Source organism: Yersinia pekkanenii (assembly GCF_001152565.1).
Taxonomy (GTDB): Bacteria; Pseudomonadota; Gammaproteobacteria; order Enterobacterales; family Enterobacteriaceae; genus Yersinia; species Yersinia pekkanenii.
The window spans coordinates 1-12,409 of sequence record NZ_CQAZ01000065.1 but is presented as its reverse complement, the minus strand read 5'-3'; the positions used below and the strand labels follow the sequence as shown (position 1 = coordinate 12,409).

Here is a 12,409-nt window from a genome sequence, read left to right as displayed (position 1 = left end):
CGTGTTCATATGATGTTACTCCCAGATTAATGTAGTCAGTAAAAGTATGGCACTGACTACCTTAGGAAGGGGCGTCCATCACATCACTACACTTATGAAGCGTAAGACCCATTTTCCATGACCTTTGCTGGTGGAAGGATGCAGTGTCAGACCGGTAATACCACCGTGAGGAAAGGGGGTGTCATCTGGTTTGATCTGGCGAGCGTTGGTATCGGTGAGAGTAGCCATCAGTGAATCCCTTAAAATTCCAGTATGCCATTGAGTATGCCATTAATGATTAAGTCGGGTTGTTTTCATTTGTACTGAATTGAAGTGTTTTTATATAACCTTTTGTTTTATAATTTAAAATTTGAACTCATTGTTCCGTATTAGAACTATTTTTAGCGGGCTATCCCTCCGCCAAATTTAAACCCCAGTTTTATAAAAAACTGGGGTTTTTGGTTTATGGTCGCCATATCCTATTTACTGTCATTAGACTAAATTGATAGGGATAGGGATAGGGATAGGTAAAGTCTGTAATGAAGATAAGAATCCACCTATAGATAAATCACCTTTACATTATTAGAGGCCAACTTTTTCACGGCAATAATAGATAAGTTTCTTGTTAACCTCTCAGGCTGTCAAATACCCCAGATACACATCACATTTCTGAAAAAATATCTGTAGGCATCTTCCTACGTCAAGCTTCCTAAATTCTTGGTTTATTTTTTATGATATTTATTAACACCTTTAATTATGTGGGTTTATTCTTCTATTGTAGGAAATATCTTACACATCAATGAGATGATCTGTTTTTTTGGAGCTTTTACTTGTTACACTTAGTTACATTTAACTCATTGGTGTTAGGTGGACAACGTTTCTACACTGCGCTGCGGGTATATTAATTAATATGCTAATGCGCGTGAAAAATACCTGTCCGATACTGTTTTATGCCACCCGATGAATGGATAAGGTTATCTACAGAGCGTTTTTACTTTAGTACAGGTTGAGTTAATGAGTAGGGCAGTAGCGTACCCCAAATGGCGATATTTCTGAACCCGTGATCCGGTAACAATACCAAAATGGACTGCGAGGATTTCCTTGGTGAAAACATGAAAATCTTGTTTGTTATGGCCCGGTCGTCGGTTTACTCGCACTGGCTGGGTGCCTTGGTATCGGCGATAGGATACGTTTTGACGAAACAAAACGTGACTATCCAAAAATTTCACTGTCATTATTTACTGTCAGTAAATCGTCATGACTATAAGGATGTAATTTTGTGAAGCGGTGTTTTAGTTTTATCCTTTTGATTTTAATGATGGGTACCCTACCTGGCTGCAATACATATCTGTTGCTAAAAAGTACATCTGGTGGAAGTAGTGAAAAAAAACAGTGGTCTAAGGATAATATAACTGGGTTTTCAGTATCGACAAAAAATGAAGTTACTTTTGTCGGTAAGTACTTCGATTACTTGATAGTGAAGGGGGGGGGTGAGATTGCCCAACTTCTTAATAGTCAGGATATAAAACCAGACGAGTTAGGTATCGAAGGTGCGCCAAAATTCATCATTGATGATACCGCCAGGACATTTGACGGAAAGGTGAACGTCACCGCGCCAGTGACACAAAAAAATAGGAACTTACTGATTAATAATTATAGTTTCAGATGTAATCAGGATAAGTGCAGCAAAATAATTGATATCTCGGGAACCCTACATGAGAAAGCAACCGATAATGAGATAAAATTCCAGCATCCTTTTGATGTGGTTTTTTACCAATATCAGACGGTATCCGGCCATCCCGGTGTTGCAAAAGCGCTTATGCCGGTAGCAATAACCTTGGATATCATTACAGCCCCCGTTCAGCTATTAGCCGGTGCGTTAGTTTATAGTGATTATTAATCTGATATAAAAACGCTGTAATAATATAAATGAGAGAAGGTTTTATTTAGGATGATATTTACAGGGATAATATACTTATGCCACAACCCTCACTAACCCGTTCGGTGTTATTCAGAACTGATCTCACACGTCAATGTGTGTTCTCCGTACTATTACGTAAGATGTGGTATACATAATGGAATATTGGCTTTTAATTTTTTTACTTATTTTCTTGTTTGTTATCTATATGCAAATAAGTACGTTATCTGACTCGGTAAAATATATACGAGAAGAGATCGACAGGCTGCGCAATGAACTTGCTCAACACCTGCCCGCACCTGCTGTGGCCTCTGTTCAGGAAGAGGTCACATCAACTAATCTGGCCGATGATGTGGCCGTGTCTGAAGTCTGGACGCCTGATTACGCGACCTATCAGAATTATCTACTCACCAAAAAACAAAGCCAGATTAAAGAGCTGACTCCAGCCTATGCAGAACAAACAGAGCCAGCCCCGCGAATAGAATCCAGGGTTGCTGACAGTAAGGTGCTTGAGCCACAGGATGAATCTCCCCAAGCGTTGCAAGAAATGGATATAAGCCTTGCGAGTGGTCAGCCCCCGGCCCCAGACGTGTGGACAAAACTGGAGAACGTGCTGTTTTCCTTAAAATCACCAGAGAGTTTCTGGAAGCGTATCGAGCAAGAGTTTGCCGCCCGCTGGATGGTGTGGATCGGCGGTGTGATCATGGCACTGGGTGTGATTTTCCTGTTGAAAGCCGGCAGTGAGCAGGGTCTGTTCGGCCCAACCTTGCGGATTAGTACCGCCGTTGTTCTGAGTGTGTTGATGGTTGGCGGAGGGGAATGGCTCAGGCGTTCACGTTTTCAGTTGCCCTTGGCCAATGCCGATTATATCCCCGCGGCGCTGAGTGGGGCGGGGATTATCGGCCTGTTTGCCTCGATGCTGGCGGCTAAATATCTCTACGATATGTTCCCAATGCCGGTTCTCATGCTGTTGCTCAGCCTGATTTCGCTGCTAGCGATGGTACTTGCATTGTGGCAGGGGCCATTTATGGCCGCGTTGGGGATACTTGGCGCCTATACCGTCCCGTTATTTGTCTCGACAGGCAGCGGGAATGTTACCGGGCTGTTGGCCTACTTGTTCCTGGTTAGTTTGGCTTCTATCGGCTTGTTGAGCCGTGTCTATCGGCACTGGCTGTGGCTAGGGGCAATGGCGGGTAACTACCTATGGTTTTTTGTTTCCTTATTCATAGCAACATCCGATCACCAATTAGCGCGTTCATTATTCCTGCTATCAACCACTTACGGTTTCCTGGCCTGGCCACATCTGGGGTGGTCGCTAAAAAGCAAAATACGTTTTCGCAATAAGAGCTGGAAAAACTGGCCGCCAGCTTTACAGGATCCTTTATTGACCGGGCTGATTGCCGGGTTTTCGCTATTGGCTTTAATCGTGAGCGAAAACCATTCGATACTGTCATGGAGCACGTTGGTATTCTCCTGTATCAGCCTGTTGCTGATTGCCAGACGTTCACCCTCATTGGATTTGTTTGTCCCACTGGCTGCGATATTAGCCGTTTCTCCCTTTATTAATGCGGGAACTCTCTTTGATCCAAACATGGTCTGGACCAGTCTGCTCGCGTTCAGCACATTAGCGCTATTCTGCGGGATATATGGTAGCTACCAGGTAACACGACCGGTTTATCGCAAGCTGTGGTGGGCGTTGCTATCGGTGCTGGTACCGATGTATATCGTGGTAAACACCTATTATACATGTCGCGATAAATTTGATTTGGCGATGGTTGAATACACGCTGTTAGCGGTTAGTCTGGTGATGTGTCTTGCGTGGAACGCATTCAGTGATATATACCGCCGCAACTCAGTGTTTTTGCGTACCCTCTATCAGATCTCCGCCCAACTGACGTTAACCTTTGCCTTATTCATTGTCTTCAGCCAGGTGACGCTGACGCTGCTGCTCGCGGGCCAACTCGTGGCACTGGTTCTCTGGCAACGCTGGCGACAGGTTTCATTGCTGTCTTGGATTTTGAAACTGCAGGCGATCGCGCTGCTGGTTCGTCTGTCAATGAACCCGTATATCCTTGAGTATTCCTCACCGTTGTACATTGGCTCAGTAACCATTCCCTGGACGCTATACGGTTTTGGTATTCCGGTGCTCTGTCTGTGGTTGAGTTCACGCTGGTTACTTGCGGGTCGCGACGATCGCACCGCCAATTGGTTAGCGGCTAATGCTATTTATCTGTTGGCCCTATGGATTAACGTTGAGTTACGCCATCTGTTGCATGGCAGCTATCATTTGTCTCTGGATTTCGCTTCGCTTACCGATTGTGCGTTGCATGGGGTGACCTTCGGGCTGATGGCATTGGCCTACGGCTATCGTGAGCAGTTTGCCGATTCGTTACAGCGTATATACCGTCTGGCGGCTAAAGTCAGTGCCATTCTGATGCTAGCCATGACGTTAGCCTGTCTGGTTGTCTTTAACCCACTTTGGTCAGCACAAAACGTTGGCGGTCTGCCGCTGCTTAATATGGTGACCGTTGCCTATGCCATCCCGACAGTGTTCATGGTGGCAACACTCAGATATTGGCCAGATCACTGGCTCGATGTGCGGCTGAAACCTTATGTTATCGGTGTGATTGCGCTACTGGGAATGGTGTTCATTACCTTGACGGTCCGTCAGCTCTGGCATGGCGACCGGTTGGATAATGGCGTCGTGTACAGCGGTGAGCAATATTGCTACTCCTTAGCGTGGATGCTAACTGCCATCGGCATGATGTACAGCGCGATACACTGGCCTAACTATAAGGTGCGCCGCGCCTCGTTGGGGTTGCTGGCGCTGACGATCGTCAAACTATTCCTGTGGGATATGTCGGGTCTCGAAGGGCTATATCGTTCGGTCTCATTCCTCGGTCTGGGGCTATGTCTGGTGGCGATTGGTTGGTTCTACCAGAAGTTTGTGGTTATGAAGGAAGTCATTGAGCAAAACAAGGCGCAACCCGCAGCAGACGTGATGCAAACCGGGCAACAACAGCCATAAAGGGAGGGCAGAAGAGGTCGTTCAAGTCGAGGCGGTAGGTTTTCGCGACCGGTTCAGCCGTGATGAATGAACGATACATAAATCACTGCACCTCCTGGTGAATGACACCCCAGTCTGATAAAAAGACTGGGGTTTTTTGTTTATGGTCGCCATATCCTATTTACTGTCATTAGACTAAATTGATTGCGACTGGGGTAAATAAAGCCGGTGACAGGTAAGGCGGCTGAGTAACATTAATATGTTATCAAGCCGTTGCATTATGGAAAAACATGACCTTTATGACAAATAGATGATTAAACGCGTGACGATAAGTTGGAACTGGGTAACCATTGGTTCAGTTATCAACGTGATACTCTAAATTTCTGCTGGAGGAGCGATGTTACTCACCCCCACCTCGACATTTCTACTTGATGAAACCAATGCTATGCCGCTGTATATGCAACTGGTCAATAGTATCAAGGCCGCGATCACCACAGGACAATTGAAACCGGGTGATGCTGTGCCTTCGGAACGGACTCTAATGGCAATGCTGAAGATATCGCGGGGTACAGCCCGTAAGGCTTTTCAGAAATTACTGGAAGATGGCATTATCATTCGCAACCAAGGTTCTGGGACGTTTGTCGCTCCCCATATCCGTCAGTCACTCCCTTTGTTGGAAAGTTTTAGTGAGATGGCACAAGCTAGCGGGGGCAAACCTCAAAGTGAATTAGTGGGGTATCTGCGGCGGCCCTCTACTGAAAAGGAACGCCAGATTCTGCAACTGACTGACGCTAAATGTGATGTGGTGGAGTTAACCCGGGTTCGTAAAATCAATGGTATCGCGATTTCACTGCAGATGGCGCTGATCCCGGCCAGTTTATTCAATAATATTAATGAATTGGGGGAGTCTTTATATCTCTATTTGGCAGATCAAGGGGCCCCGGTTATACGGGCCACACAACGTTTTCTGGCGGTGGGAGCCGACAGTCTACCGTTGCGTTATCTTAATATTAAAGAGAATGAGCCTCTATTATTGGTGATCAGAACCGGTTTTAGCCATAACCAACAACCCGTGGAACACACGTTCACTTGGTGCCTGAACGAATATTATGACTTTACCATTGAGTTACACAAATAAGAACCCGACAGGGTTTCTTGCCTACGATGCTCTCAATACAGACTCAGGGGGTATCTCAAACAGTCGTTAGTGTCATGGGGCTATTTTCCTTGCTGACGAAACTGAGTCACTGTAGCCCAAGCTATTTGTTGCAGGGCACGCGCGGTCTGTTCTGCCATATCGCTCTCTACCGGCAAGGCTCCGCCCACGGGAGATTGGTCATAAATTGTGGCAAATAGTACACAGGCAGCCAGATAGGTACCCGCTAAAGAAGGATGATTGCCATCACTGTGATATAAATTTATCTCTGGATGGGCCTCTATCGCTCGGCTAAATGCCAAACCTACCGGTGCGACATATCCGCCCGTTTTACTGGCAATATTCCTATAGGCTTTGGCCAGTTTCTCGGTTTGGCTTGCTTTATCTTTATTAGCCCAGGTCATAAAATACACCACTTTAGATCCAGCCTGATGGGCGGTATCCACCATTATGCTGGCTGAGTCGGTAACATACTGACGTGTTTGGTCTTTGGCCGAAATAGACTCTGTGGCGTTGCCCTGTAGAATGGCAATATCCCATTTCTGAAGTGAATTCTGGACACTCAGGCTAGGAATATGCCAGCCCAAGAGTCCGCTGGAAATAGTGATCCCACGGAACATATAGCCTTTAGCGTGATCGGGTAGCAATGAACGGTTTAAATCACGCAGTCGAGTATTCACATGGTTGTTATAATGCAGATATGAATTGCCGTAGAGCGCTATCGTCTTCTTCTCTCCCTCTATTTTCGCCTGAGGTTGTGGCGCTATAATCGTGTTGGCCTGAGCACTGGACATAGCGACCAATCCCGTAGCCAGTAATAATATGATTTTTTTATGATATTCATCTCCGTGACAAAGTTTGTAACCGAATAAAATACTATTCCCGATAGTGATGCAGAAGGTCGGTGCTATTGACTATTTACTGATGTCAGTACAAAACGCAGGATTTGGCTTTGCCAGTATGACCATTTTAATGACGCTATTGGTCGGGGTAACTGCGGTACTCACGGGTTCGGCTGTTGCGGCTTTCTTTTCCTTTTCCGGTATGGCACCGTCTATTGCGAGTAAATTTGGTCAGGAAGCGGTTTCCATGATCCTACCTATGCAGTTAATGGCGGGGATGGGGCGTTCTATTTCTCCGGTAGCCGGTATTATCATCGCCGTCAGTAAGGCCGGTGAATGTTCTCCGTTTATGATTGTGAAGCGAACGCTTATTCCGGCCATCGGTGGCATTGTGGCGATGCTGCTGGCTAATTTCCTGTTGTTTTAACAGCAAGGTATTTACGTCCAGATTGTCGGGGCCAATTTAGAAAACGCAGTGCTCACTTATGCCTCACTTTGCCGTTCTGTGGCGTTAAACACAAATAATTTGTTGATAACGCTTGATTGTTTGTTCTGAGTTATACTATATTGCGCGCCAAGGAAAGGAAGTGGCTTTCCACAGAATTACGCCGGCATAGCTCAGTTGGTAGAGCAACTGACTTGTAATCAGTAGGTCCCGAGTTCGACTCTTGGTGCCGGCACCAATTAAAAACCCGTTATCTGAATAAGATAACGGGTTTTTGCTTTTCTACGAGCCAAAAATCAACGGCAGTGGTGAAAATGGCCGTTGACTGAATCAGCTATTGTTCGCCAACTGAGCGACCAACTGATTAACGCCATCACTCATATTGCTGAATTTGGTCAGTTGAGTACGGGTGACCACCACAAAGACCCCAATATTCTTTTCTGGGATCATTGCCATATAGGTAATAAACCCGCCGCCACCGCCGGTTTTTTGCATAATCCCCGGCAGCTCAGCATTGGGTGCCATATAAACCCAGCCCAGGCCCAGAGCATCTGCCTGACCGGCTACATCCATACCTTTCAGCGCAGTAAGATCACGACGCTGGAAATAAAGCGCTTGTTCACGTCTGGCTGAACTCTTGCGTGCGCTGTTATCCGACGATAGGAATTGCTGCATCCAGCGCTGCATATCTTCCGGCGTTGAGTAAACGCCGCCACTGCCTGCGGCAGCAATGGTATTCTCACAACGGCTGCTGCCTACACCGATCATCAGGCGGTTACATTGCTCCGCCGTTGGGGTCAAGGTGGTGTTTTTCATCCCCAGTGGGGCGGTGATTTTATCACGTAACAGACTCGTATAAGGCTTGCCGGATGCCCGTGATAACGCGTCGGCCAGTAAGTCATAGGCCAAATTGGAATAAGCCGCTTTTACCCCAGGTGGAACGGTTACATTTGCCTGCTTTAGCCACTGCCAACGGTTATCCTTGGTCGGCCAGGTAAACACCGGTCTTTTTTGCGGGCCACCGGGTTGCTCACGAGGCAGGCCACTGGTATGGCTGGCCAGATTCAGCAAGGTAATCGGCTGCTTTGCATTATAAGACGGGACTCTGGACCCCTTAGGGGCATATTTCCGCAACGGATCGGTTAATTTTACCGTACCATCATCGGCCAGTTTTACCATGACTTCACTGGTCATCAGCTTGGTAATTGACGCAATACGGATCAGTGAGTCTGGCCGTGGACGGAGGTTGTTACCGGGTTTGGTTTCACCAAAACTGCGGTTGACCACTTGATTGTTATCGATAACTACCAGCGCCATCCCCATAGCACCACTGTTATAGAAAATATGTTCGGCATATTGATCAACAACTTGTGAAGTCAAAAGCTCTGTCTTAGCATGGCTGTGTAATGGAATCGTGAATAGAACAGCGGCCAATAATGGGGAAGATAAATGTTTCAGCAATCTTTTATCCATGTTCAAAAATAAAATAAATGGTCGTGCGCTTATAATAATCGGATATTTAAATAATACCTGCTGAAATTTTCGGGCTGACGGATAATTTACATTGCGAGAAATTATGCCCCGTTGATCCAGCATGCTCAGGTATTGAAAAGCACGCAGCCAGCGGAACAATGACGTTGGAAAAAGTCATTGGTTCAGGAGGATCAAATTGCCAGTGTGCCCATGGTTGAGGTAGTGAAAAATAACGGGCAAAAAAATGCACCGGGGTTGGCCGGTGCGGTGGGTTATGACGGGTAATGGTTAACTTTCAGTGACCGGTTTTGGCATGACATTCGGCGATTCTTTGACGCCCAAATTGTTATTACCCCAGCATTGTTCATACTTCCAGCCGGTGAGCTCTTCGGCGACAACTCGGGCATGTGCTGGGATATCAGCCATGGCACCGCCACCTTTGATACGCTCAATTTCTTCCAGCAAAATGCTGTGGTTTTTGCGGTCTAGTTTCATCTGCGTGGTGTAGTAGATAGCCACCAGTGCCAGTGCGATAACCCCGATGGCAAATACCCCCACGATGGCTTGCACTGCAGTTTCTGGTTGGATCGATTGCCCGGAGACAAAACCAAAACGGCTCAACGTCCACCCCATGGCGAACACAATAACCGAACGTGTCATTTTGCCGGCGAAAGTCATGGCTCCGGCATAGATCCCTTCACGGCGACGGCCAGTTAATACTTCGTCTACATCGGCCAGGAAGGTATAAACTGTCCATGGAATATAATAAATACCACCAGTACTTAAGCCGAAAACAGCAGTAATGCCGAACAACACAATCACGGTGGTGGCCTGGGACCAGCCAGTGAAATAGAGTGCGGCATAAGCAATAACACTGACAATTACCACTTGCAGAGCAATGCGGAAGGGGCGGGCAAAGCCCATTTTAACGCAAATACCGATAAAAATAGCGGTAGAAATCAACTGCATTATTGAACTGAAGCTATTGAGATGAGATACCAATGCGGCATCCTGGCCCAGACCAAAAATAATAAAGTAAGTAAATGCAGAAGCGAATAACCATTCAGCACCAAAACCGAACAAGTACATACCAAGGTGCTTGCGGAAAATACGTAAATGGAAAGTCGACGCCATATCAACACACAGTTTTTTCAGTGCCTGACCGAAACTGCTGGTGGTTTCCCGGACAACTTCGCTGGCTGGACGTTCCCATGATGAACTGTAAAGCCAAATCATGGCACTACACATAATCAGACCGTAGGCGATACCGGTATATAGGAAGGGGGTAGCGGAATCTTTACCGTAAATAGCGATAAACTGGCCGGGAATAAAGGCGGCCAAAAAGTTAGCTACTTTGCCAAAAATAGCTTTAGAACCGGTTAATTTAGAGCGTTTGGCAAAATCAGTGGTCATCTCGGTAGCCAGTGTTTCATAAGGCACCATGATGGAGGTGTAAATCAGTTCAAACAGAGCATAGGTCAGCAGGTAATACCAGAAGCCAAAACCGCTCATCCATAACATCGGATAGACCAGTACCAGCGGGATACCCAGCAAGATAAAGAAGCGACGACGCCCGAACATGCGGCCCAGTCTGGTATTGTAGAAGTTATCGGTGATATAACCCATTACCGGGTTACTGATAGCATCAAGAATACTGGCGATTGAAAAGATAGTGGCCGCTTCTACGACAGACAGTCCGCAAAAGGTGGTGTAAAAATACATCAGCCAGGCCCCGCTGATTGCCAGTGCCCCACTGCCTAATAGGTTGGCACTCCCGTAAGCCAACGTATGTCGTGTTGAAATCTGTTTACTCATTTTTACTGCCACCTCAAATTAAAACAATGTTTCATTAATAATGGATAGTTGTTTTCTTTATAAAGGTATGTCGTTTATAAAAATGAGTGTTCGATCACGAAAAAGGGTTTTACGGCCTAAAAAAGTGTGTATTACCAGTAAAACTTGATGTGAATCAATTTAGTGGTTGGGGGGAATATTCGGTAAAAAACAAAATATCTATAAAAATACCAATGAGTGATAATGTCTTTTGGCGGCAATCATGACCGTGACAAGTGTGGCAAGATGTTAATCAACCGGTGGGCTTTATCACTAAAATTAGATCTATTACTCACCGTGTGAAAGTATCACTTTTGTAAAAGGGTGAATTATTACGGGCATAGCCCATGAATGAATGTTGGCTGCAATCACAGTTAGCCGCGAAGGACGTAAAATGGCGAAGAAAAACCCCTACTATGATGCCGGTAAGCCACATCACACTGAGTTTGGATTCCAAAATCTAGAGCCGATCGTTCATCATCCACAAGATTTGAAACGTTGGCGTGAAGAGCGCAAACGCCAATCATTACCCAAACCCCCGCTGCAGGGGTATGCGCAGTTTGTCACTGACTGGTGGCAAGCGGCTGATTTTAGTGGGCAACAAGATGCTTTGTGGTGGCTGGGTCATGCGTCGTTATTATTGCGTGTCAGTGGGAAAACCGTCCTGTTTGACCCGGTGCTCTCCTGCCGTGCCTCTCCCCTTAATTTTTACGGACCAGAGCGTAGAACACCGGTGCCCGCCAGCGTAAAGGAATTACCGCCTATCGATGTGGTCGTCATTTCTCACAACCACTACGACCATTTAGATATCTCGACGATCACTCAATTATTACGTCGCTTCCCCGATGTAATTTTTCTCGCTCCCTTGGGGCTGAAAAATTGGTTGTTACAACACGGCGCTTGTCATGTTCATGAGTTAGATTGGTGGGATAAACATCTCGCTGCAGAATTTGAGTTTCATTGTGTGCCTGCCCGTCATTGGAGCATGCGGACCCCCTGGGATCGTAACCAAAGTCTGTGGTCTGGCTGGGTAGTCAAACGCGATAATATTAACTTCTACTTCACGGGTGACACCGGTTATTGCCAACAGTTGCTGACCATTGGCGAAAGGTTGGGGCCATTTAATTATGCGGCTTTACCGATAGGTGCTTATGCGCCGCGTTGGTTTATGCAGGCGCAGCATATGGATCCGCAGCAGTCCGTGCAGTTATTTAAACAATTACAGCAGCCTATGACGGTACCGATTCATTGGGGGGTGTTTGAATTGGCAGATGAATCACTGGATGAGCCGCCACAGCAACTCAAACTGGCATTAACTGAAGCTGGCGCCGCACATGATAAATTTGCGCCGATTAAAATTGGTGCGCGGATATTGTTGGGGTAGGGGCATTTCAGCGTGATGTGACAAAAGTGAAGGTGTACCGGGCCTGGTTACCCGGCTTGAACCTTATCAGAACTCATTGACCAGCCACTGATCGGCTTCATCAAACATTTCTTCAACTAAACGGTTGAGCACTGACTTTTCTTGTTTATTAGCATCGGTATTGATGCCATTCGCTTGCATCGCCTTGACCTTTACCTCTGCACCTGGAAAGACACGATGCACGCGCTTGGTCAGCTCGGCTTTAATCATTTCAGCGGCATTGGTAAGGCCGGCGACATTCCGTTTGTCATAAATCAGTTCAACACGCATGGTTTTTTCCTGAATCAATAAAATACTGTATTAATATGGGTCTTCCCCGATCATGGTGGCTAT

The 12,409-nt window shown here is 46.4% G+C and carries 9 protein-coding genes, 1 tRNA gene and 1 pseudogene; 6 read left to right on the top strand and 5 right to left on the bottom strand.

Annotation, left to right across the window (positions count from 1 at the left end):
• Positions 1-84: 84 nt before the first annotated feature.
• Positions 85-228 (bottom strand): annotated as a pseudogene (locus AEP37_RS20875) (Arm DNA-binding domain-containing protein); the annotation flags it as partial.
• Between the two features lie 1,030 nt (positions 229-1,258).
• Here AEP37_RS20875 and AEP37_RS20870 point away from each other — a divergent pair.
• From AEP37_RS20870 to AEP37_RS20860, 3 genes are all read left to right on the top strand, one after another.
• Positions 1,259-1,879, top strand: coding sequence for a YidX family protein (locus AEP37_RS20870; RefSeq protein ID WP_049615149.1), 621 nt, complete (start codon positions 1,259-1,261; stop codon positions 1,877-1,879).
• A 175-nt stretch (positions 1,880-2,054) separates the two neighbouring features.
• A complete protein-coding gene (locus AEP37_RS20865; RefSeq protein ID WP_049615148.1) occupies positions 2,055-4,925 on the top strand; it encodes a DUF2339 domain-containing protein in 2,871 nt (956 codons plus the stop codon).
• A gap of 376 nt (positions 4,926-5,301) precedes the next feature.
• On the top strand, positions 5,302-6,042 hold the full coding sequence (locus AEP37_RS20860) for a GntR family transcriptional regulator (RefSeq protein ID WP_049615147.1): 741 nt from the start codon (positions 5,302-5,304) through the stop codon (positions 6,040-6,042).
• 80 nt (positions 6,043-6,122) lie between these two features.
• Here the strand turns inward: AEP37_RS20860 and AEP37_RS20855 are convergent, their stop codons facing one another.
• Positions 6,123-6,854: a DUF4886 domain-containing protein gene (locus AEP37_RS20855; RefSeq protein WP_049615146.1), complete on the bottom strand. Its 732-nt coding sequence runs from the start codon at positions 6,852-6,854 to the stop codon at positions 6,123-6,125.
• A gap of 97 nt (positions 6,855-6,951) precedes the next feature.
• On the opposite strand from AEP37_RS20855, the gene dcuC reads away from it, so the two are divergent.
• Positions 6,952-7,329 (top strand): C4-dicarboxylate transporter DcuC, encoded by a 378-nt coding sequence (gene dcuC, locus AEP37_RS20850; protein ID WP_049615145.1) that lies wholly within the window; start codon positions 6,952-6,954, stop codon positions 7,327-7,329.
• A 180-nt stretch (positions 7,330-7,509) separates the two neighbouring features.
• A tRNA-Thr gene (locus AEP37_RS20845) sits at positions 7,510-7,585 on the top strand.
• A 92-nt stretch (positions 7,586-7,677) separates the two neighbouring features.
• Here the strand turns inward: AEP37_RS20845 and ampH are convergent.
• Both ampH and AEP37_RS20835 read right to left on the bottom strand, forming a co-directional pair.
• Positions 7,678-8,820, bottom strand: coding sequence for a D-alanyl-D-alanine-carboxypeptidase/endopeptidase AmpH (ampH, locus tag AEP37_RS20840; RefSeq protein ID WP_049615151.1), 1,143 nt, complete (start codon positions 8,818-8,820; stop codon positions 7,678-7,680).
• Between the two features lie 288 nt (positions 8,821-9,108).
• On the bottom strand, positions 9,109-10,635 hold the full coding sequence (locus AEP37_RS20835) for an MFS transporter (RefSeq protein ID WP_049615144.1): 1,527 nt from the start codon (positions 10,633-10,635) through the stop codon (positions 9,109-9,111).
• 373 nt (positions 10,636-11,008) lie between these two features.
• Between AEP37_RS20835 and AEP37_RS20830 the strand changes: the two genes are divergently transcribed.
• Positions 11,009-12,037 carry an MBL fold metallo-hydrolase gene (locus AEP37_RS20830; RefSeq protein WP_082170885.1) on the top strand — a complete coding sequence of 343 codons (1,029 nt, stop codon included), beginning with the start codon at positions 11,009-11,011 and terminating at the stop codon, positions 12,035-12,037.
• A 66-nt stretch (positions 12,038-12,103) separates the two neighbouring features.
• Here the strand turns inward: AEP37_RS20830 and AEP37_RS20825 are convergent, their stop codons facing one another.
• Positions 12,104-12,346 carry a DinI-like family protein gene (locus AEP37_RS20825; protein ID WP_049615143.1) on the bottom strand — a complete coding sequence of 81 codons (243 nt, stop codon included), beginning with the start codon at positions 12,344-12,346 and terminating at the stop codon, positions 12,104-12,106.
• Positions 12,347-12,409: the final 63 nt, after the last annotated feature.